This window comes from Pedobacter sp. AC212, from assembly GCF_979258625.1.
The window spans coordinates 1,382,746-1,405,017 of sequence record NZ_OZ409870.1; the positions used below are offsets into that span (position 1 = coordinate 1,382,746).

The window sequence follows — 22,272 nt, forward strand, 5'->3', positions numbered from 1 at the left end:
AAATTACTTAACTATCCAGCCAATTTGCGAATTTTCATCGCTGATTAATTGATAGCTGTTGAAATTACCCAAAACATTTACCGTGGCTCCAGTTTTTAAATTCAGCTTCACTGCTGCAAGGCTGTCTGGCTGATCGAACACTTTTTGCTGGTTCATATTTATTCTTATCTTTTTTAATGGTTTGGTAGTTTGAACAAGCGATTTACTGTCGATAAAACCAGTAGTTCCATCAGGCAGTTCCGCTTTATACAAATTTTCTGTTGCGGAGTTGACGTTAATAATTGTACCCGAATTTAGCGTTGCGATAGTGCCACTTTTTTGGGTGGAGCTATAGAAAGTACTTTTCGATGATGTTCTCAAAGTTTTGTTCAGGTTCGAAATGGCGGCAGAAATGTTAGCTGGGGTTTTGGTAACCGGATCGATAAACGGTAAGGGATTTATTGCGCCACCGAAAGTGTAAATGCCAAAATGAAGGTGTGGAGCGGTAGTTTTTGCATTCCCCGTATTCCCCATTAAACCCAAGGTATCTCCTAGTTTTATTTCCCGACCTTCCACTGCAATTTGCTTGTCCAAATGCGCATAATAGAGGGTGTAATCTTTTCCTTTTGGGCGTAACCAAACTACTCTTCCGCCTAAATTATTTTCATTTACCCGGGTGATGGTTCCATCGGCGCTCGCTAAAACCGGACTTCTCGCCGGTCCGAAGATATCAACGCCTTCATGTTTACGGGCATTGTTATCTCGTCCATCGCCCCAAAAACTGCCAATACTTTTGCTTTTTGATGTGGTCGGAAAAGCCAGCGATGGGCCAGTAGTAATGGTTATCGTGTATTCCACACTTTGTAATAGTTCGGGCTGCAATCTGATCAAATAATTTCCGGTATCCTCAATTTCATGCTGGATGGGACTGTTAAGGGTATCAGCCGAAGCGATTCTTTTTGGGTTGTTGATATCGGCAAGGTACCACAGATCCAAATAAAGCGCTGATGCTGCAGGTTTTTTCTCCAAACTGATGGTGAGTTTTTGTCCTTTTGTGGCTGAAAACTGATAAGCGGCTGCTGGAATTTTTCCAGCGTCAAAATAACCCGTTTCCTTGTAAGGAATTTTGATGGTCAGTGCTTTCTGCATGCTGGCCGATGAGGCATTAATCCAAGCTGATCCCATGGCGGTTTTATCCAGTCCTGCGGTTTCTAGTTTGCGTTTATATTGTTCATGCGGGCTAGCCGCTTTAAATAAATTGACAGTGCCTGATTTACAAGAGACGAGCGAGATATAGACGAAGAAAATAAATATAAAACGTAGCTGCATACCGGATGATTTACTTAAGGAAACAAAATTTCGCACTACAAGTTTTCATCATCTTACTCCCGTTCAGCAACTTAATTTTATCGATTGAAAATTATTTAACACAGGCTTAACAATGCCCGGCTGTTGTTATTGTAGAGTTAATATGTTCCATACATAGTGTTAAAAGTACACACCTAGTTTTGCGTCCGTAAAAGGCGCTCCGAATAGCTTTTGCCAAAATAATTAGCCTATGTAAATTAAAGCTTACAACCCTTCAAAACATCAACAAATATTAAATTCTAAAAACAAACTAATACAAAAAAGATGATATCATTTTTTTCAGCAGCAGGTATTAAACATACCTGTAGGAAAATGCTTGTGCCCATTGGTTTATTGGCTCTTTGCAATTCCACAGCCTTTGCCGTTATTTCTGGCGAAAATTCTTCAATCGTTAAATTAAACAATCGCCTGGCTGCTATTAGCGGAACAGTTACAGATGAAAAAGGCCAGCCACTTCCGGGCGTTAGCATTTATGACAAACAAACCAAAAGAACAACCTCAACCGATGGCGATGGAAGATTTACGATAGATGTGGCCAATGGTGCGACCTTGGTTTTCTCATTTATTGGATACGAAACGCAGGAAATTTTAGTTTCAGGAAGTAAAACGATTAATGTTAAATTAAAAGAAAGTAACAATACCTTAAATGAGGTAGTTGCAATCGGTTATCAAAAAATTAGAAAATCGGATGTAACAGGGGCCATTAGCAGTGTAAAGGCAAGCGAAATGAATCTGAGTGCGCCAACGGTTGGTCAGGCTTTAGTAGGTAAGGTTGCTGGTGTGCAGGTATCGCAAACCAGTGGTGCACCATACGCCGGAACTAAAATTCGGGTTAGGGGTGTAGGTTCAATCAATGCAAGTTCAAATCCGTTATATGTAATAGACGGTTATCCTTCTGGAAATAATGTATTCATCAACCCTGAAGATATTGAAACCATTGATATTTTGAAAGATGCGGCTTCAGCTGCTATTTATGGTTCACGGGCTTCTGGTGGTGTGGTGATGATTACCACTAAAAGAGGTAAGGATGGTAAAGGCCGTTTCCAATATGATGTGCAAGCTGGGGTAACTCAATTGCACAAAAAGGTGAAGCTATTGGATGCATCGCAGTTTATTCAACTGATGATTGATGGCCGAAACAACGCTTATAAAGATTTAGTAGTAAATGCCGGCAAAACCTGGAATGATTCGATGTTTTCTGACAATAACACCGCCAGAACTTCCAATGTCGGTAATGGATCATCGGTAAGTATACCCGAAGATATTTATGATTTTGCTAGTCAAACGGCAAAGGCACCTGCATTTAATACCGACTGGCAGGATGAATTGTATCGAAACGCATTTTTCCAGCGCCATAACCTGGCATTTTCTGGTGGAAACAAAGACATTAAATACTTTGTAAGTGGTGGATACCAGGATCAAGATGGCATTGTAACCAATACCGCTATGCGGGCTTTAAATTTTCGCTCGAATATTGAAGGGCAGGTAAGTAAAAAATTAAAAGTAGGCGCCAATATCTCGCTTACGCAAACCAATAATAAAGAGGTTGGAGAAGGTCGCTTTAGTCCGATGATGTCGGCATTGCTTTACTTGCCATACCTGCCTGCAAGAGATGCAAACGGTAACCCGATAAAATATGGCATGTCTGCTTTGGCAAATCAATTTGGTTATCAAGGTTTAGAAAATCCGGTAGCAACGGTTAATGAAACGAAAGTTAATCGTCTTGGAAACAGAAATACTTATAATGCTTATGCCAACTTCGAAATTTTAACTGGTTTAAATTTCAAGGCCAATTTAGGTACGAACAACTACAGTGAAAAGTATGATTATTACCGCCCCACCAGTTTAAGTAACGGTGGCGGAAATGCACCCGGTTCTCCATCATCAATTGCGGCTGCAAATGCAGTAGCCCAAAACTTAACACAGGTAGATAAGCTGGCCGAATTTACATTGGATTACAACAAAACTTTTGGCAAACACAATCTGGATATTTTGGGTGGATATTCTGCTCAACGTACCACAAGTGATTTAGTAAGGGTAACCGCAACGGGTTTTACAAGCGATAAAATCGGTGAAATATCCGATAAAGGTGCCGCGAATACAGATTTTGTGCTGAATTCGGCAAATAAATACGTCACCACCTTATTGTCGTATTTTGGTCGTGCCAGCTACAATTTCGATAGCAAATACTATTTGAGTGGTACTTTCCGTATGGACGGTTCATCAAGGTTTGGTCCAAACAATAAGTGGGGTGCTTTTGCATCAGCAGCGGCAGGCTGGAATCTATCTCAAGAAAGCTGGTATAACGACTTCCTTGGTAAAGGTTCTACCGTTAAATTAAGAGCAAGTTGGGGTTTAAGCGGTAACAACAATATTGGCGATAACAACCATACGCAAACCATGAGCAGCCCAGGTGGTGTTGTATTTGGAAATGCGATTGCAACTGCAGTTTGGGCTGGCGGTATTAAAGATCAGAACCTGGGTTGGGAGTCCACATCACAATACAATTTCGGTACGGATTTAAGTTTCTTCAATGGTCGCCTCTCTTTTATTGCCAACTACTATTACAGTTTATCTTACAATTTATTATTCAACCAGCCTATTTCTGCAATTTCTGGCTCATCAAGCATTTTAACTAATTTAAGAGATAGTAAAGTCAGAAATAAAGGTTTCGATTTCCAATTGGACGGTCGTGTGGTCAGCACCGATAATTTCAACTTAGGCTTAAGCGGAAATATCTCTTTTAACAGCAACAAAGTGCTTAATTTGGGTGGAAACAGCACCATTTTTAGTGTGGGTGCAGAGCGACAGTACATTACGCATATTACACAAGAAGGTCAATCGATTGGTATGTTTTATGGTTACCAGGTTGCTGGTAGGGTAACACCAGAATTATTAGGTAAAGTTGCACCATCTTCTGCACAATCTAATCCTTACAAGGTAGGCGATTTGTATTTTGAAGACACCAATGGCGATGGCGTTGTTAACGATGCTGATAAGAAAGTAATTGGCAACCCTTACCCGGATTTTACCTACGGTTTCGCAGTGAATGCAAATTATAAATCATTTGATATCAGGGCTTCTTTCAATGGATCGCAAGGTAACGATGTGTTGGATGGTCAGGATTATTACCTCTATAACTTTGAAGGATCAGGCAATCAATATGCAGAAGTTGCAGATCGGTACCGTAATGCAGCAAATCCAGGGAGCGGTTTAAATTACCGTGCTTCCCGTGCAGGTACGCAAAGTAACAGTACGCGTTTGTCCTCATTTTATGTACAGGATGGATCGTATTTAAGGTGTACAAACATCACATTAGGTTATAATTTCCCTAAAATGGTTGCCAAAACCCTTCATGTAGAAAATATAAGAGTTTTTGGAAGTGTTGATAATGCATTCACCATTACCGATTACAAAGGTTACAATCCTGAAGTAGATTATAATGCCGGTGCAAACTTAACCCCGGGTGTAGATTACGGTAATTATCCATTGGCCAGAGCCTATAACCTAGGTATTAAATTAACTTTTTAATCTAGCCCTGAAATCATTAAAATAGATCAAAATGAAAAAAAGTATATTCTTAATTTTTGTAGGCTTGATTTCTTTATCAGCCTGTAAAAAAGATTTCCTTGAACAAACCGACCCCAATGCGGTAACGGTTGAACAGTTCTTTACTTCGCCAAATGATGTTTTGCTTGCCGTAAATGGTGTTTATCAATCACTAAGAAGCAGCAACAACATTGGAGAAAGCAGCAATTTGTATACAGAGCAACGTTCAGATAATACCGGTATAAACGATAATCAATCGAATGCAGGAGAGCCTTTCCAGTTTGGAGATTTTAGTATTCTACCCAGTAACACTTATTTAAAAAACCATTGGGTAAGTCTTTATTCCACCATTACCAGATGTAACGTAATTACTTCGAATATTGATAAAGTGCCATTTACTGATGCCAATTTGAAAGCCCAATACCTGGCAGAAACAAAATTTGTTAGGGCATTAATCTACTTTCATTTGGTAAGAAAATGGGGCGATGTGCCATTGGTAACCAAACAATTAACGAGTAATAATGAAGTGGTTGAAAATACTTTCAGACAACCACAAGCAACGGTTTATGCACAAATTGTAACTGATTTGAAAGATGCATTAAATAGTAATCTTCCAAACTTGGCTACGGGTGCTCTAGCAGGCAGAGCTTCTAAAGCTGCTATAAATGGTTTGCTAGGTCAGGTTTATTTAACGATGGCCACTACGTTAGAAAATGGCAAAGCAGAGAATTTAACCAATGCAAATACATACTTATTAGCAGCGTACAACCTGAAGACTTTCAACACACTTGCAGCTATTCCTTATGCAGATGTGTTTGATGTAACGAAGAGAACAAACAATCCAGAGGTAATATTCGAAATAGTAAACCTTCAGGGAAACATCACTTACGCTTCGAGCATCGCCGCAAATAACCAGGCTTTCGGCGAAACCATTAATTCGAGAAGAGCACCAACTGGAGTTGGAGGCAACGTAACTCCTGATTTAGTTTTAGATTATGAAACCGGCGATCCACGTAAAGATTTCTCTATTAAATATGCTGCTGATACCAGAGTGCTGGATTGGTTTATTACCAAATACCGAGATGCTAGTGAAGCGGCAACGGTTAACGGCTACGGCGGAAATAATTTTCCTTTAATGCGTTTTGCAGATATTATTTTAATGTTGGCAGAAGTGAATATGTTGCAAGGCAATGATGCGGTTGCGATACAATATTTGGATATGGTTAGGGCAAGAGCTGGTGTGCCTTTATACGCTGTGGCACGTAACAACGCGGCTTATAGCTCAAAATATCCAACACTAAAACTGGCAATTTTACATGAGCGTAGGGTAGAGTTGGCTTTTGAAAACCACAGGTGGTTTGATTTGCTGCGTAACTTTACCACTGCTGAACTGGTTACTTATTTCAGAGCAAAATCTCAAGCTAACTTTGGCAATGCAAAGTTGAGTAATTTCACCACAAAAGATAGATATTTCCCTATTCCTTTTGATGAGTTCAAGTTAGATCCTGCAAAAATGTACCAAAACCCAGGATATTAATTATTTTTATTAGCAAACATTAGCGCCTGTATCATCATTTAAGGTTTTCATCCTGAGTTTTTCGAAGGATTAAAATGGTGATACAGGCACTTTTTATCAAAATTAAATGATGAAAATCAGATTTTCTTTTCTTGTGTTTTTCGCGGGAGCGATAAACCTAACTTCTGCTCTTGCACAAAATCCTGCCCAAAAACTGGAGCAGGTTTTTAATCGTACCCATAAAGAAATTCTAGTGGTAGCACATCGTGGCGACTGGAGAAATGCGCCTGAAAACTCGCTGCATGCTTTGTTAAATAGCATTGATAAAGGTTTCGATATGATGGAGCTTGATGTAAAAATGACCAAAGATAGCCAGATGGTGGTGATGCATGATAATACAATCGATCGTACCACCAATGGAAAAGGTAAAGTGAGTGATTTTACATTAGAAGAAATTAGAAAATTTAAGCTGAGAAATGGATTAGGCAGAGTAACCGCAAACCCAATTCCTACCTTTAAAGAGTTGATGATGGTAGCGAAAGATAAAATTCTGATTAATGTGGATAAGGGCAACGATCACTTGCCAGAGGTATTTAAAGTTTTGCAGGAAACCGGAACCCTTAAGCAAGCAGTTGTAAATGTTGGCGACAATATTCCTTACGAAAAATTGATTTCAACAGAGAAAATCCCTGCTGAAGCTTACATTATGGTGGTGGTTAATATGACCAATCCTGATGCTTTAAAAATTACAGAAGGTTATCGAGGTTCAGAGAAAAGTGTTATCCAACCGATTTTCAGTGCAGATACCTTAGCTAATCTCAAAAAACTTCCGCAGATTGCTAAAAATCAAATCGTTTGGCTTAACAGCTTGTGGCCATCCCTCAATGGCGGTCACGATGATGATCGGGCAGTGGAGCAAAATCAAAAAACCGAAAGCTGGGGTTGGTTACTAGATTTTAACCCTGTATTTATTCAAAGCGATCGCCCGGCAGATTTAATCAAATATCTAAAGGAACGAAAATTGCATCAATAGGAATTTATAGATGCCTTAAAATGCCATCATCATGCCTTAGGACTGGGATAGGCATGCAATAGGCAAGCCAAGGAGGATGATGAGGTTAACACTTAATAACCTAAATTTTACCATTTCTAGTGTCAAAGTTAACTATTTGGGTAAGCAAAGGGTTAAAAAGGGGTTAACGATAGGTATAGAAAGGGTTAGCAAAGGGTTAACAACGTGTAATGTTGTCTCGAACAAAGGGTAGCCGTTCTACAGTTATTTCTTTTTAAACTGATCAAATACCGCTGCGGTTACCAAGCCACCGATTAAATACCAGGCTACAGTGAGCAACTTGGTTTTATCTGTTTTGGTTACAGGTTCATCATCTAAACCCATTTCTTTTGGGAGTTTAATGGCACCCAGCCCAGCAGTTAAACCTGCAAGGGCTCCTTTTAAATAAACATTTTTACTTCCAGCCATGCCAATTGCACTGTAATAGATGGTATTGCTAATAATGTCGCCGGCTAAAGTAGCGGCATACAGGTCTTTGCCTGTTGGCGCTTCGAGGTTAAGGCTGTTCATGGAGCGGGTTAAAGCTTCTTCTCCAACCAAATCCACTCTTGGTGCATCGGCATCAAGCCTGCGAACCGTTTCGTGTAATATATTTAAGGCGGCTGCGCCAGCGAAGCCAGCCAAAATTGCTTTTAGAATCTTCATCTTTTATAAATTTAATGAGTGATGAAACGCTGCTATTACAAGCAGGTATCAGATTTATTCATTCCACTATATGGGTCGAACAATCATGATGGTTTCATATTTATAAAAGCAGAGAATCGGCAGAATTGTTTTGAAAGGATTGGTAGAATGATATACAGCTAGATTTATGTCGTTCACCTGTTAATCAATAGACAAATAATAGTCAAAACCCACCAGATATCATCCCAACCCCTACGAATTCTAATCGCTTTTTTTTCACTTCTTAAAGATTGATAAATTCGTAGAGATGCATGCTCCAAAATCTATCTTGCATCGTCATATTTAATCCTGTATCATGAAAATCAACAAATACCTGCTCGTTTTAAGTGTTGTATTCTTTAGTTCTTGTATGGCGCAATCGAAAAAAGATTTGCTGGCTAAAATAGATGATGATATTAATAATTTGAAAGGCATTATCAAGCTGAGCGATACCAGGATTATGATTACCGCTGGTACTACTGAGAAATTCTCAGTAGAGAAAGCCAGTAATTTCCAGTCAACACGGACAGAAGCCGTTAGTGATAGCGCACTCTATCGTTTTTTCAAAAATTTAGAAGTGAGTACTAGCTTGCAGTATCCCTATAATATGATTTCATTAGATAAAGATGAATATGATTTGCTGACTTTAATGGGTGAGGAAAGTAGCTATTTTCTACACAATGCAGATATGGAGCCGGTTTTTACCCCTCAAAAGTTTGTTTTTATGGATGGAACTGAAACCAATAAGGGTTATTTGACGCTCGACAGTATCGGTAAAAAACATACTAAAATAGAGAAAGATAAGGGCGAAGAATATGAGTTTATTGATGAAGAAGGAATGAATGCCCTGGAGAAATACATTTATAAGGCCAGTAGCTTCAACGAGAGTATTGCCTTGATGTCATCAAAACCGATCCGGAGTATTCAATACAAAATAAGCCTTCCAGTGGCCAGCAAAACACTCTACAAAGTTTCACCGAACAGTCCTGAAGTGAAAACGCCTTATGGAATCATCCGGTTAGATACCATTGTTGGTAATCAGGTACATTGTAGTTTACCTGATGTAGAGAACGATCGGGATATCAAAATACAAGCCTATTATAAAGATGGAAGGGTTTTAGCGGAAAAAGGAAGCAGCAGCAATACCGAAATTACGCCGGCAAAAAGAAAGCTTTACGAAAATTATATTAAGATACTAGAGAAAGCAAAAGATGGGGTTAAAGCCGACGAGATTAAAACTGAAAAGGACCTCGATAAATGGCTTAAAGCACAGGCACCGACAGCTTTATCAGATGCTGAAAAAGGAAGTAGAAAAACGGCAATCTATACCTTTGCAGGTCCGGTAAGTAGCGTTGGCTTCTCCGTGAGCGATAGTGTGCCTCAAATGAAAAATTTCGATGTTGACTATACCTTTAAATATGACGAAGCGCCAGAGGAATATTTTCTTGCAATGGATTTTGCTAAACAAAAGGCTGGTTTTTTAAATAAAGAAGGCAAGTGGGTAATTCAGCCACAGTTTAACGAGCATTTCCGTAAGTTAAACCGCTATTACTACTGGGATCAGTATGGAGATGTTGACAACACTTACTGGATAAATTATAAAACACAAACGGTTGAAAAGGTCGCTTATAAAATAGATGATACGGAGATTTTTGATGGTAGGTATGTGAAGATAGAACCCAGAACAAATGGGCTAAACGGAGTAGCTGACATTAATACCGGAAAAATTGTTCTTCCGATGGAGTACGATAATTTAAAATTTACAAGCTCGAAATTTTGGTGGGCTAAGGCAGAGGATGGAAAGGAGGGTGTGTTGGACAGGAATTTCAAAGTAGTACTGCCTTTTAGATATGACGATGTTGAGATAGATGGAAGTTCTTTCCTGGCCAAGAGCAATAATAAAACCAATGTTTTTGATGTAAACGGAACGAATTTAACGCAGAACAAGTACGACGATATTTACGGTGGTTATAACAGCGGTTTACTACTTGTGCGAAAAGCCAAAAAAGAGCCAAACGGCAATACCGATAGTAAATATTATTTTGTAGATAAACAGAACAATATCCGCATTAATCTAGGGGCCAAAGGCTGGGAGGATGCAAAACCCTTTAGCGAAGGCCTTGCTTTGGTCGAAAATAGCAATAATGAAAAAGGATATATCAACCCAGCCGGGCAGCTGGCTATTCCTTTTAAATTTCAATATGCACATAGCTTCTTCACCACTTCAAAACTCGCTCTGGTACAAATGAAAGATAATTCATATGCGCTTATTAATAAAAAGGGTAGTGTAGTAAAACGCTTTGATAGCGAATTATACGATTTAGACAGGGAAAGCGCTGACAAAAAAACGCGAATCAAATTTAAAGATAGAACCAGCTACAATGAGTATGGTGAACAGGTAGAATATACTTCCTTTTAAAAGCGGTTAAAAATCCGAATTCATGCTCAACAAATGTTCTACAATATTAATCTGTTTAGTGGTTTTTACTTTTTGTAAAAGCAATGCTCAGCCTTACATCCTGCAATCTGTGGGTTTAGCAAAGCCATTTCGATTAAATCTATACTTCGGCGATCAAGGTAAAGGAGCTTTTGTTAAATATGTGGGACAAACAGGAAATATCGCCTTGCGAATCAAAAGCTATAAAAGAGACACCAGCGGCAGGAGTGATGGGCAGCCAGATGATGAAACCTTTATCTGGGATGAAATGATTGATGGTAAAGTGAATGGAACTTACACGCTGATGCATAATATAAACGCTGTAGAAAAGGCTTCGTATTGGAGAAAGAAAGATGCCAAGAAGTTTAATCTCGTTCAGTTGGAAGGGAAGGGGACACTGGAGAACGACCAATATCTTTTGCATGGTGCGCTAATCAGTTTTAATCATTTTGATCATCATAAATTAAGTATTCAATATGCTGATGGTAAGTTGTTCAATACACTCCTTCCGGCGTTGGATTCGCCTAATCCAGTCCGTAGAAGCTACATTGCCGATTATAACTTTGATGGATATGACGATATCGCTTTCTCTATCCCTGATGCCGGAATGGGCGTATATCAGGAGTTTAGCATTTTTCTATACAACCAAAATTCTAAGCGGTTCGAAAAATTATTGGAGCCCGACAACTCCAATGCCAAATGCAATTGCCTTTGCGATGTGACTTTAGATCCAAAAAAGAAATTGTTGTTTACGGCTTGTCGCGGAGGAGCCAGGTGGTGGCAGGATGTATATCGTTTCGCACCGAGTAATAAGCTCGTGTGGGTTCGCTCAAAAGATCTAAGTAAATAAACCTAAAGATAGAAGCTATGCTCAATAAATATTTAAGAAGAATGCTGTTTATGATGACTGCTTTATTAGTAGTAGGAACAGCTGCTGCTCAAAAGAAAATAGTAAAGAAAAAAGCTGTAAAAACGGTTAGGAAATATTTTGGACCGCCGCCACCCATTGTTAAAGACGTTGTTGAAGCACCTCCACCTCCGCCTTCACTTTCTGACAATAAACAACCAGGATATGCTGCACCTCCAATGATTATGGTTTCTCCGCAAGAAGCTAAATTTGAAAAAGAAAAGATTTGTACCGACTGTGATACCTTGGTGCTGGAAGCAGGAAAACCTCAGATTGTAATTTATGATGTGAAATGGATGGCAGATCGCGAAAGCAAAACTTATCGCAGTCAGCCAAAGGCCGCCGATTTAAGTACGGATTATTACAGCATGCGTGGTTTGGTTAAAAGAGAATGGGATGAATTGCATCAAAATTTTCCTGAAAACGAAGTTAATTATCACCACGTTTACCGAAATACTTTTATCAAAGTAGCCAACAATGGCAAGCAAGATTTGAATCTTCTTGACAGGCAGTTGCGCCATGAAGGTTTTATTTATTGGAGCGGAAAGCCTGAAGCCGAAATTTTGCAGGGCAACAAAATGGTTAAATTAACAGAGCAGATTGGAAAAGCTGCTCACGTAAATAAAACATCATCTTATTATGCCAGCTTTAAAAAAGACAGCTTAACGGTTGAAAAACTGATGCAGACTACCCGTGCGGCCAAAGATGTTGAACCCAATATCAATGCCTTTTTGCAACAGGAAATATTAGGAGAGTATATTATACCTTTTCAGTTTATCAATCTAAAAAATGTGAGCAGCATTTCCTTGTTGCCTAGCGGAAAGGAAAAACTTACTTTTAAGTTTAACCAGATGGGACAGTTGACAGAATATATTGATGAAGGTGACGAGCATCTAATCATAAAATACAGTAGTAATTTGCCTCAAACTATTTCCCGAGATGGAAAGATTAAAACCCGCTTATTTTATCAGGATGATGTGATCATTACCAAGGATGATTACAAGTTGGAGACTTTCAATATGGTTGGTAGGTTGTTTCTTGAATCTGATAGGTACTCGATTGAAAAGGTAGATTACGAAGAAATGAAAATAAATAGTGGTCAAGCCTATAAAATTGCAGCGAGAAACGGCCAGACTTGTTTAGATTATAGCGATGCAGACCGAAATTCCAGTGTTTGTTACAGCAACAACCAATTTACTTTACCACTAACCGTGACCGAAAGCTATGGTGGAGATTCTCAAACGAAGACTTTTACAATGAGCGACAGTGGAGAATTAGTGGTTGAAAATATAAATAAATATAAATCATCTAAAATGGTTTATCAATTCGAAAACGGGATCATTAAAGCTTTCCAAAGTGTTCAAAAACGAGGCGATGATAGTTATTCCACACCAAATGAAATTAAGGTTGTTTATACGTTTTTTAAATAATCTTCAGTTTTAATAAATGAAAAAGATGTGGCTGGGGATTGGTATTACACTGGCAATTGGTTTGGCGGTATCACTATATTATTATAACAACAGGCTAATTATCGACCGCAACGACGCCCCCTTGGAAGGGAAATACACTTCATTTCAAGAGATTAATGAACATTATCGCTCTGCTGTTTTTGATGTAAAACTGATGGCCCGGGTAGTGGTATCGAGTGCCGCTTCACCCAACCCTATTCGGATTTTCGAATCGGTAAATAATCAGCTAATTGTTGATTGTGACGCCAAGGTTGATGAAGATACCAAACATGATAACCGATATTATAAAATAGATAAGACCGGCAAAGTTTTAGATTCTATTTATGTTGCTTATAGTAGCCATTGGGGCAACTTTATAGGCGAATTTATTGTGTACACCAGCGATAAAGGTGGCTATTATAATTCCTGGCCATTAGATGGCGATACCACCAGACATGAAGTGATTGAATGGAATAAAGATAATAGCTGGACGAACGAAAGAATATCAGCTAAAATCAAAGCGATAAAGGCAACTGGAAAATATCATTTTTCGATTTCACTGGTAAATCAGGATGTATGGTATCTTCAGACGTATTTTTACGAGGATAAAAAGTGGCAGTTGTTGTGGCAACAACTGCCGGGATATTTTAATGTGCCAGATGAAGAAAGCCCATTTAGGTATCGAAAAGAGGTTTTCAGGAGTGGAGAGGTCGATTTCCAGATCCCTAAAGATGTAAAGCTTTTATACTTTTACCAGGAGGAGAAGATGAAATATTATCATGTTATTGGTGGTGGCGATGGCGGTTTTAGCGTATATAATTGGCGAGGGAAAGGTTTTTTTGAAACTGAAGTTGCCGGGAAAAAATTTGAATTTATGGTTCCAAAGCTGGTTGTAGAAAAAGAGCGGCACAATGGCTTTAAACCAAGTTTATTTACTGTTGAGAAAGCTGGTTCTGCCACTGATCTTTTTAATCAGGCATTTTATCATTCGCCAAATGGATTTTCCTTTTACTCACCAAGTGCCAAATTGTTGTATCTGATTAAAGTAAGGCAATAGCATGAAAAAATATGCCTGAAAAACTTTATTATTTATCTACTGTTAGGGCTACTTTAATTGGGCTAATTTTAATGCTAATGGGTTTTGGTGTGTCGTTTTATTGATTTCGATGTTAACTCATCTTTTTGGCAAAATTTTCGAAGTATGGTGGTCGATTTTAGAGGCTTGGCGAACTTCTTTACAATCAATAACTTCGTTGATAAACGATCATATCGTAGGTGGTGTTTAACAGTCTCTTTTGTGTAACCGATTTCCTAAAAGCATTGCTTTTCGTAATCTCATTAACCAATTCAGGCATCAACTGGTGATTGTTAAATGGCTGGATATGGAATAGCACGTCGTTCGATTTCCCGTAAAGCGTAAGTGTGTTTAAACGTTGTGCATTAAGTGCAACTGCATAAATTTCATTATAATGAATAAGTAAATCTGGCTGGTTTTTCTTTACGATGGTCAGCATAGTCGTATTGGTGTGAATGCTTACTTTTGGATAAATCAACCTGATCAGAAAGAAAATGGGTAGAATGAGCACTATACCTACCAAAAATCCCAACACTTTACTGCTGCCAAAATTATTTACAGCATCTGCAAGGCCTCCAAAACCTCCGAAAACCACAGATAAGATTACAACTATTAGTGCAACGTATGCCAGTGCAAAGCCAACGCCCTTGCCTTGATTTACTTCCAGGTAATTATAAGTTTTCATGTTTTTTCTGATTTAAATTTAAATGTAGTACTAATCATCGCTACAAAAGCCAAAGGTTTATATTTGATATCCCTACATGATTATTTAATAGTTCTGTACGATTATTTGAAAATTTTTACTCAAAAAGTAAATGAATACTTGATTAGAAAAGTTCTTGGTCGCAATGGCATTTGGTAAGTTGATAATTGGTTTGCAGAAGAGGTAATCTGCTGGTAGGTTCGCTGATTAGTCAAATTCACGCATTGAAATTCGAAGAAGCTTTTCCAGTTGGTGGGGGCATATTTTAAGTTGAAATCTAAAAACTGATTGCGGATGGGTTCTTGCGAAAACTGGCGGTAAGAAACGAAATTATAAGTTAGGGCATAAGAAAGCGCTGAACTCAAATTGTGTAGCCATTCGCCCTTTATTTTTTCGTTTGCCGATTCATTTTCAATTGGTCCGCTTAAACTTTCCTGTTTATTTAATGATCTGCTTAAGTCTCCGGCCAACGATAGTGTAACTTTCGAAAACAGCTTTTTTCTTAGACTTAATCCCGTGTTCAATTGATAGCTTTTAAAGGGCGTAATCTCACCGTTATAAAAATTGTTTCCTGTTTGCATACTTAGGCTTCCATTTGCAGCAATATTTATTTCGAGTGGAAAGATGTATTTAGAAATGTTGCCATTTAAGGAATACTGATCGATAGTATTCCTGAAATCGATAGCCACTGATTTTGTTAGTCCGCTATCCAAAGTATAAGAATTGATAAAGTTTTGATTTGTTCTGTCGAAGCCGAACATAAGGTTGTAAAAAAGCATTTTTAGTGGCTTTCGGTAAGAATATCTGAAGTTAATGTTAGTCAGATCTGTTTTCGGTAAAGGTGTGTCGTTAAAATTAAATTGCCGGTAGTTCACTAAGATGGTGCCACTGTAAACATCGTTAACTTGTCCAAATTGCGTTTGTTGGGCAAATCTTGCATTCAGCTCACTATACTTTCCCAGGTTTTTTCTAAACTCAATAATTGGGTTCAACACAAAATACGTGTTCTTTTTAGCAGTGCTTTTCTCTGCCTCGGAATAATCGATGTTGTTAAGAGTTGGACTTGCCTCCAAATTAATTGATCCTTTTTTCAAAAGATAAAGTACCGAAATTCGTCCATATAAGCCTAAATTATCAAACCCAATATCGTTTTTAAATTGGTTCCCAACCGATGTGATATTATTGGTGCTATCGGTTTTATATAGTTGGCTGTTTAATCGATTATGTTCGTAAGAAGCACCGGCTGCTGCCGATAAAACAAAGCGATTAAACTTGGTTTTAAAAGTGGCAGATTGATTGATGAATATGTTTTTAGTGCTGGCTTGCTGGTTTAACGCTAAGTAGTCAGCACCTCCATTTACAATATTTTGCTGAATGCCTGGCGCAATTTTCAGGTTTTCATCTATTTTATAATATTGTACCAAACCATTGTATTGCAAAATGTTATTCACGCCTAAAGCCTTTACCAAATTGGTTTCATTACTAATGGATAACTGATTTGTAGGTTGGCTCTGCCCGAAATCTTGCTCATTTTGTATGGTACTGCCATTCCTTTTCCATTTTGGAATTTCGAATTTTGTAATTGATTTCAAATAAATGGATTTGCTATTTTTTTCAAGTTGCGCTTCGGCGTGCCACTGATTTAATTTGTAAACGTTGTCTTGAAATTCATTAAACCGGATGGTATCGGTATTGCCTAAAAAATAATTTACGGTGTTATTGTATTGGAATTTTCGCTTCAATTGGAGTGTAGATAAATTTAAGCGCAAGCCCCAGTCGGCTTTCATTTTTATCAAAGCATTTAGGCTGCCGGCATAGTCATTATTTAACAAATAATACTTTTCTTTCAGGTTAGGCAGGGTTTCACTTTCCATTGATAGGAAGGTTTTGGGGAGTTTTAATGCCACTTCATTAGCAAAAGACTGACCTAAAACCGCCTGTTCGGCTTCTAAGTTTTTGCCAATGTTGTTGGTTTTAAAGGTGTTGATGGCTTTTATTTTTTTATTGAAGATTAGGTTATTTAGCTCGGCCACGTAAGCCTTATTGCCTGCACCCAGATAAGCCGAATTCACCATCATCGTTTTGGCACTATCGGTAAGTTTGATGTTTAGCGAAACATTATTGCTGCTTACAAAACCATTCAGTGCCTTTACGGGTTGATCCCGTTCTATCACCTGCACCTGCTCTACGGCACCCACAGGAACATTATTGGTGGCCATTTTGTAGCGGCCATCTAATAAATTATCACCATCTATATAAACATTGGTAATGCGCTTACCGTTGTAACTTATGGCGCCATTTTCATCGATTTTAATTCCTGGTAAGCGGTTGATCACATCACCAATTACCCGATCGTTAGATTCCTGAAAACCTTTAACGCTGTATTTCAAGGTATCACTCGATAGGCTGATTTTAGTGTTTGATTTGATGGTAACCTCTGCAAGTTTATAACTTTTTTGCATAAGTACCACGTTTACCAGCTCCTTGTTCTTTTGTTCTATGGCCTGGTAAAAATGCTGGAAACCCATTGCGGTCACTTTTATAGCGTAGCTTTCATTACCGATTTGGAAATCACATCTAAACAAACCTTTATCATTCGTGGTGCCAAAGCTAATGCCTGCCCCAGCTTGGTTTACGATAGCTATTGATGCTAAAGCCACCGGATTGCCGATACTATCTTTTACCGAACCACTTACAGCTACGGTATTTTGTGCGGATAAAAATACCGCACAAAATAATAGTGGTAAACATAAAAGGAAGCCTTTCGTTAACAAGTCTTTGAGCTTAATCGGTTAATTCCAAAGGATAATTGATGGTGAATTTTTTTCTTGGGGCAGCATTATTATTTCCGCCGTTTGAAGTGATCTTATCAACGGTAATTCCACTATCATTGCCGAACATGTTAAAACCATCAGCCTGCGCTTTCTTCATTTGCTCATATTCTTTCATGTTTGTTGAAATTGCATCTGCTGGAATATTGATTGGTTTAACGTTTTGAAGATCCTCTTGAGTGACCAATTTTGTACAGGTAAATTTGATGAAATGACGGTCGTCATAAGCTTCTAAAATTAAACCTGGTAAACCCTGTAGTTTCCACGGGCCAAAGCTCGCAGGAATATCTGTTGTAAACCAGGCTGTATATTTCCTGCCTTTGCAAATGCCAGTAGCCTTTTGGCAAGTGTAACCTAGCAAATCTTTGGTTTCCTTGTCAATCTTCCAATCGATTTTATCAGGAATTTCGGTAATTAAATAACGTTGTTGGGGAGTGTTTTTTACAATTGAAATCTTACCATTGTTGACGTAGATATCATCTTCGGTAACGGGTAAATAGGTTCCCATATCCACTACATCGCTGTTTTTGGCTTCTGCTGCGGCTAAAATGGCCTGAACGGTAGAATCTTGCTTAACTCGGGTTTGACTACTGTAAACACTTTTTTGGGAATTAAAAGCCAGGATAAAATCTTCACTATATAATCTACCCGTTTGGGTACTATCTTTAATGTGGTAAAAATGATAGTAAGCCATTGCGGTTGGTTGATCTTCTTGCCCGCTGCTTTTATATTTAAAGGAATATAAAGCGCCTAATAGTAATGCCGGTAATATAAACTTGAAGTATTTTTTCATTTTATTTTTAATTAAAGAAACCATCCTCTTACTTTATTTAATTTTTACAAATTATGGTTGGTTATGGTAGCAACCGTCAGAACTTGAATTAACGCCTTGCCAAAAAAAGTTGTTGCCAACCAGGAACATGCTCAGGTTATCAGTGCCATCGGGAGCAAATACGTGAATTTGCCATTTGACACCACAGGGATCCGTATATAGGAAAACTTTCTCTCTGCGCAATAGAGCGCTGGTTTCACTTCCAACATTTACCTTCACTATTTTTGTAGATAACGAACTTGTTTCAACGGTACTATTGATGATAGATGTTGTTTTCACGGGTTTAGCATCACTGGCGAATGATGCAGTTCCTAACATGGCAAAGGCCAGTGCGATTAATATTTTTTTCATAACTTTTTTATTTTAATTTTTTAGATTGAATACTATTTTGTTAGCAGTTAGCCTTACAAACGATTACATTCTGTAGCAACCCCAATAGTCAGCCATTACATTTCCACGAAAATGGATGTTTGCGGTTTCCCATAATGAGTAGTTAGATGCGCTACTCGGACCAGAAACGTATACAACGTATGATTTGCCACAGGCATCAGTAAAAGTGAAATTCATTTGTCTGCGAAAGAAACCCAGTTTTTCTGCGCTTAGCTTTCCAGTTTCAATGCTGTTATTCCTTTTAAATGTTGGTGTAGCTTCAATTTTAGTTTCTGTAGTTGCATCTCTTTTTGATATTAAATTATTAGCTGAAGCGCTAAAGCCAATTGCGGTGCAAATCAATGCAAAGAATAGTTTTTTCATGATTTTTTGTTTTAAGTAAATGGTTAATAGTTTTTAGAAATCAGAGGATGGTTTCTTATTTCCGATTTGAATTTGGAGAGAAATGTGTTTCAAAAAAACGACTAACCTATAGCCGCTGATGTGCAACTGATATTCGTTTGGTTTCTTTCTATTTCTGCTGTTCGAGTTGAATAAGGTCCTTGAAAAATCAAATAAGTATTGAAGTAATACGGATATGGAATGAAAAACTGCGAATGTTCAACTGATTCTTTTAGGGAAATTTCTATTTATATATTTAGAGAATATTTATAAATTTTAAAGAAGTCAACCTCCGCATTAATGAATATCACTGCAAGAACTGCATTAGCCATTTGCGCTATCTTGAGTTTCCTATTTATTTCCTCTTGCAGAAATAGGGATGATAAAAGCAACGGCCAGCAAAAGGCCAATCAGGTTGTTATTGGTAAAAAAGATTATTTGTCATTCATCATTGCTCTAGATACGCTCCCGGCGTTTAAGGTTAAAAAAATGATTTTTAAGGAGGATAGTCTATTAAGTAATTCTGCAAATAAAGCGGCTAATCCATATTATCACTATTTCAAAGCCAGAAAATATGGCATGGAAAAAAAACGCGATAGTTCGATAAATGAATATCAAAAGATAAAATCTATCAAACCGAATGATGAATTAGCGCTTTTAAAAATCTATGGAATTCTGGCACAAAACATGGGTAATGGCTCCATGGTTGAGTCTGCGTTGACAAGCAAAATATTTGCTGCCATGAAATTAGCAGAAGGTGCAAATAGCCGACTAACTTATCGTTTTTACGATTTGCTGGCACAGGCTTACTTCCAAAATCAGAACGCAAAAAAATCATTGGAATATGCAGCTGTTTACTTTAATAATCATCCGTTTAAATCTCATCCAGCAGTTAAACAGCGCTATTTCGATATCTCTTTTCTATTGGCTTCCCGGTTGGCAAACTTCAAAAAAATGGAGTTTTACAACAACCAGGCTCGAATATTGGCCAGGCAAATTGGCGATAGCTTAGCACTGGCCCGCACTTACGATAACGAGGCGCAGATTTATAGTCAGCAAGGTCTATCGGCAAAAGCTGTGGTTTCCAGTAAAAGATATTTTAACTATCTGAAGAGAACCGATAACCTCAACGATATTGCATTTAACAATTTGGCCACTAGTTTTACCAGGAACAATCAACCCGATTCTGCCATCAAGTATTACAAAGAAGGCATTGCATTCGAAAAAAATGATTTATCTGGAAAGCAAAAAAGCGTTTATTACGATGGGCTGATTGATGCGTATAAATCGAAGGGCGAATATGCCAAAGCACTTGAAGCTGCGCAAGCATCTCACAGAATTGAACTTAAAAATAATGAAGCCATCGAAGCTGTTAAAGTCGCAGAAATGCATGAGCAGTACGAAACGGAAAAAAAAGATCGGAATATTGCAGAATTAAAAGGTCGGAATAAATTGAATGAAACGATTATTAAACAACAACGTTCATCGATGTTTTTATTGGTGCTTATTTTTATAGGGGTAATTTCTTTCTTCTTTATCATCTATCGCCAGCAGCGTTTGAAATCGAAAAATAATTTATTGAAATCAGAAAATCAACGCCTTAACATGGAGCAAAAAATGCTTCAAGCCCAGTTAAATCCGCACTTTATTTTCAATGCCATTGCCAATTTGCAAAGTATAGTAGCATCAGGACATATTGATGAATCTGTCCGCTATCTTAAATCATTTTCGGGTTTGTTACGTGGCATTTTAGAACAAAACAGGAAAGATTTTATTGAAATAGCTGAAGAGGTAACTTCGTTAAACAATTACATCCAACTGCAGCAAATGCGCTATGCAGGCGTATTCGATTATCAAATTGATGTAGATCACCAACTTGATGTAAACGAAACTCTCATTCCGCCCATGCTGATCCAACCTTTCGTTGAAAATGCAATTGAGCATGGTTTCCGAAATATTGCCTATAAAGGCTTGCTCCTGATTTCTTTTAAATTAAAGGGTGATTTGTTGTTGATTGAGGTGGATGATAATGGTAGTGGATTGGTAGAAAAGCCAGCAAATACGCCGAAAAAACAATCCTTGGCTCAAATTATATTAAAAGAACGGTTTGAATTGCTGTTTAAATCTAATAACCAACATGCGGCATTTGAAGTAAAAGACAAAAAAGCACATGGTTGGAGGGGTGTTAGCGTCGAAATTACAATACCAGTTATTAACGATTAAAAAGATTGATATGAAACTTTATATTTTGGAAGATGAAATCCGCATTTTGCAACATATTTTGCAAATTGTTAAAAAGATAGATTATTTGGAAGTAGTTGGCTTTGCTGCTGAAATAGCAGTGGCCGAAAAGGAAATCCCTGAATTAAAGCCAGATATTATTTTAGCTGATATCCGCTTAAAGGATGGTGACAGTTTCAACCTTTTTCACACCATAGGAATCAACGATTTTCAGGTAGTTTTTCTCACTGCCTACGATCAATATGCTATTCAGGCCCTAAATTTGGGCGCTTTTGGTTATTTGCTTAAACCCATTGATGAGGTATCGTTAACTACCACTTTAAACAAATGTTACCACCACCGGGAGCATGAAAGTTTTGGGCAACAACAATTGGCCATTGCGAAAGACCACTATTTGGCACAAGGTGTAGGGGCAAGCAAGCGCATCGCCTTAAAAAGCGTAGAATATATTGAAGTGGTAGCAATAGAAAACATCATGTTTTGCAAAAGCGATAAAGGTTATACCAGCTTTTTTCTAAATGACGGGCGTGAAATTGTAGTATCAAAAGGCCTGAAAGAATATGAAGGTTTACTTACGCCATTCGGCTTCTTAAGATGTCATCAATCCTATCTGGTTAATTTTAAATACGTTAAAAAATATTATCGGGAAGGTTATTTGCAAATGGAAAACAAAGAAAACATCCTGGTTTCAAGCAGGAAAAAAGAAGAGGTTTTGCGGTATCTGGAAAATATTGCTTAGAGTGAATATTACTTTGTTAAAACTCGCTTTTGATTCCCCGGCCAACAGGTGTTATAGGATGCAAACCTAGAAAGCGCAAAATAAGAAACTTGGATTTCCGATTCACTATTTTTATACTAAAGAAAAGACCGACTAGAAGCC

16 protein-coding genes are annotated in these 22,272 nt (G+C 38.0%); 9 read left to right on the forward strand and 7 right to left on the reverse strand.

Features of this window, described 5'->3' with window-relative positions; genetic code table 11:
• Positions 1–3 precede the first annotated feature (3 nt).
• A complete protein-coding gene (locus ACZZZC_RS05980; RefSeq protein ID WP_463486739.1) occupies positions 4–1,308 on the reverse strand; it encodes a peptidoglycan DD-metalloendopeptidase family protein in 1,305 nt (434 codons plus the stop codon).
• 303 nt (positions 1,309–1,611) lie between these two features.
• Between ACZZZC_RS05980 and ACZZZC_RS05985 the strand changes: the two genes are divergently transcribed.
• The 3 genes from ACZZZC_RS05985 to ACZZZC_RS05995 all read left to right on the forward strand — a co-directional run bounded on the left by ACZZZC_RS05985 (position 1,612) and on the right by ACZZZC_RS05995 (position 7,445).
• Positions 1,612–4,878, forward strand: a complete 3,267-nt coding sequence (locus ACZZZC_RS05985; RefSeq protein ID WP_463486740.1) for a SusC/RagA family TonB-linked outer membrane protein — start codon at positions 1,612–1,614, stop codon at positions 4,876–4,878.
• Positions 4,879–4,909: 31 nt separating this feature from the next.
• Positions 4,910–6,433 carry a RagB/SusD family nutrient uptake outer membrane protein gene (locus ACZZZC_RS05990; protein ID WP_463486741.1) on the forward strand — a complete coding sequence of 508 codons (1,524 nt, stop codon included), beginning with the start codon at positions 4,910–4,912 and terminating at the stop codon, positions 6,431–6,433.
• Between the two features lie 106 nt (positions 6,434–6,539).
• On the forward strand, positions 6,540–7,445 hold the full coding sequence (locus ACZZZC_RS05995) for a glycerophosphodiester phosphodiesterase family protein (RefSeq protein WP_463486742.1): 906 nt from the start codon (positions 6,540–6,542) through the stop codon (positions 7,443–7,445).
• Positions 7,446–7,688: 243 nt separating this feature from the next.
• Here the strand turns inward: ACZZZC_RS05995 and ACZZZC_RS06000 are convergent, their stop codons facing one another.
• A complete protein-coding gene (locus ACZZZC_RS06000) occupies positions 7,689–8,129 on the reverse strand; it encodes a hypothetical protein (protein ID WP_463486743.1) in 441 nt (146 codons plus the stop codon).
• Positions 8,130–8,463: 334 nt separating this feature from the next.
• Between ACZZZC_RS06000 and ACZZZC_RS06005 the strand changes: the two genes are divergently transcribed.
• The 4 genes from ACZZZC_RS06005 to ACZZZC_RS06020 are packed head-to-tail and all read left to right on the forward strand — an operon-like array spanning position 8,464 to position 13,996.
• On the forward strand, positions 8,464–10,566 hold the full coding sequence (locus ACZZZC_RS06005) for a WG repeat-containing protein (RefSeq protein ID WP_463486744.1): 2,103 nt from the start codon (positions 8,464–8,466) through the stop codon (positions 10,564–10,566).
• Positions 10,567–10,588: 22 nt separating this feature from the next.
• Positions 10,589–11,434, forward strand: a complete 846-nt coding sequence (locus ACZZZC_RS06010; RefSeq protein ID WP_463486745.1) for an XAC2610-related protein — start codon at positions 10,589–10,591, stop codon at positions 11,432–11,434.
• A 17-nt stretch (positions 11,435–11,451) separates the two neighbouring features.
• Positions 11,452–12,921 carry a hypothetical protein gene (locus ACZZZC_RS06015; protein WP_463486746.1) on the forward strand — a complete coding sequence of 490 codons (1,470 nt, stop codon included), beginning with the start codon at positions 11,452–11,454 and terminating at the stop codon, positions 12,919–12,921.
• Positions 12,922–12,937: 16 nt separating this feature from the next.
• Entirely contained in the window at positions 12,938–13,996 is a 1,059-nt protein-coding gene (locus tag ACZZZC_RS06020) for a hypothetical protein (protein WP_463486747.1), read from the forward strand.
• A gap of 184 nt (positions 13,997–14,180) precedes the next feature.
• Here the strand turns inward: ACZZZC_RS06020 and ACZZZC_RS06025 are convergent, their stop codons facing one another.
• From ACZZZC_RS06025 to ACZZZC_RS06045, 5 genes are all read right to left on the reverse strand, one after another.
• Positions 14,181–14,699, reverse strand: coding sequence for a hypothetical protein (locus ACZZZC_RS06025; protein ID WP_463486748.1), 519 nt, complete (start codon positions 14,697–14,699; stop codon positions 14,181–14,183).
• A 119-nt stretch (positions 14,700–14,818) separates the two neighbouring features.
• The gene (locus tag ACZZZC_RS06030) at positions 14,819–17,491 is read right to left on the reverse strand and encodes a carboxypeptidase-like regulatory domain-containing protein (protein ID WP_463486749.1); all 2,673 of its coding nucleotides are present in this window, start codon (positions 17,489–17,491) and stop codon (positions 14,819–14,821) included.
• Positions 17,492–17,501: 10 nt separating this feature from the next.
• Positions 17,502–18,341 carry a GLPGLI family protein gene (locus tag ACZZZC_RS06035; protein ID WP_463486750.1) on the reverse strand — a complete coding sequence of 280 codons (840 nt, stop codon included), beginning with the start codon at positions 18,339–18,341 and terminating at the stop codon, positions 17,502–17,504.
• A gap of 51 nt (positions 18,342–18,392) precedes the next feature.
• The gene (locus tag ACZZZC_RS06040; RefSeq protein WP_463486751.1) at positions 18,393–18,731 is read right to left on the reverse strand and encodes a hypothetical protein; all 339 of its coding nucleotides are present in this window, start codon (positions 18,729–18,731) and stop codon (positions 18,393–18,395) included.
• A 63-nt stretch (positions 18,732–18,794) separates the two neighbouring features.
• Entirely contained in the window at positions 18,795–19,133 is a 339-nt protein-coding gene (locus tag ACZZZC_RS06045) for a hypothetical protein (protein WP_463485254.1), read from the reverse strand.
• A gap of 318 nt (positions 19,134–19,451) precedes the next feature.
• On the opposite strand from ACZZZC_RS06045, the gene ACZZZC_RS06050 reads away from it, so the two are divergent.
• Entirely contained in the window at positions 19,452–21,374 is a 1,923-nt protein-coding gene (locus tag ACZZZC_RS06050) for a tetratricopeptide repeat-containing sensor histidine kinase (RefSeq protein WP_463486752.1), read from the forward strand.
• Between the two features lie 10 nt (positions 21,375–21,384).
• Positions 21,385–22,131, forward strand: a complete 747-nt coding sequence (locus ACZZZC_RS06055; RefSeq protein WP_056849261.1) for a LytR/AlgR family response regulator transcription factor — start codon at positions 21,385–21,387, stop codon at positions 22,129–22,131.
• Positions 22,132–22,272: the final 141 nt, after the last annotated feature.

What these genes read in the sequence shown, in the direction of transcription:
- ACZZZC_RS05980 (WP_463486739.1), bottom strand. Translation starts at nt 1,308, where the DNA reads ATGCAGCTACGTTTTATATTTATTTTCTTCGTCTATATCTCGCTCGTC.
- ACZZZC_RS05985 (WP_463486740.1), top strand. Translation starts at nt 1,612, where the DNA reads ATGATATCATTTTTTTCAGCAGCAGGTATTAAACATACCTGTAGGAAA.
- ACZZZC_RS05990 (WP_463486741.1), top strand. Translation starts at nt 4,910, where the DNA reads ATGAAAAAAAGTATATTCTTAATTTTTGTAGGCTTGATTTCTTTATCA.
- ACZZZC_RS05995 (WP_463486742.1), top strand. Translation starts at nt 6,540, where the DNA reads ATGATGAAAATCAGATTTTCTTTTCTTGTGTTTTTCGCGGGAGCGATA.
- ACZZZC_RS06000 (WP_463486743.1), bottom strand. Translation starts at nt 8,129, where the DNA reads ATGAAGATTCTAAAAGCAATTTTGGCTGGCTTCGCTGGCGCAGCCGCC.
- ACZZZC_RS06005 (WP_463486744.1), top strand. Translation starts at nt 8,464, where the DNA reads ATGAAAATCAACAAATACCTGCTCGTTTTAAGTGTTGTATTCTTTAGT.
- ACZZZC_RS06010 (WP_463486745.1), top strand. Translation starts at nt 10,589, where the DNA reads ATGCTCAACAAATGTTCTACAATATTAATCTGTTTAGTGGTTTTTACT.
- ACZZZC_RS06015 (WP_463486746.1), top strand. Translation starts at nt 11,452, where the DNA reads ATGCTCAATAAATATTTAAGAAGAATGCTGTTTATGATGACTGCTTTA.
- ACZZZC_RS06020 (WP_463486747.1), top strand. Translation starts at nt 12,938, where the DNA reads ATGAAAAAGATGTGGCTGGGGATTGGTATTACACTGGCAATTGGTTTG.
- ACZZZC_RS06025 (WP_463486748.1), bottom strand. Translation starts at nt 14,699, where the DNA reads ATGAAAACTTATAATTACCTGGAAGTAAATCAAGGCAAGGGCGTTGGC.
- ACZZZC_RS06035 (WP_463486750.1), bottom strand. Translation starts at nt 18,341, where the DNA reads ATGAAAAAATACTTCAAGTTTATATTACCGGCATTACTATTAGGCGCT.
- ACZZZC_RS06040 (WP_463486751.1), bottom strand. Translation starts at nt 18,731, where the DNA reads ATGAAAAAAATATTAATCGCACTGGCCTTTGCCATGTTAGGAACTGCA.
- ACZZZC_RS06045 (WP_463485254.1), bottom strand. Translation starts at nt 19,133, where the DNA reads ATGAAAAAACTATTCTTTGCATTGATTTGCACCGCAATTGGCTTTAGC.
- ACZZZC_RS06050 (WP_463486752.1), top strand. Translation starts at nt 19,452, where the DNA reads ATGAATATCACTGCAAGAACTGCATTAGCCATTTGCGCTATCTTGAGT.
- ACZZZC_RS06055 (WP_056849261.1), top strand. Translation starts at nt 21,385, where the DNA reads ATGAAACTTTATATTTTGGAAGATGAAATCCGCATTTTGCAACATATT.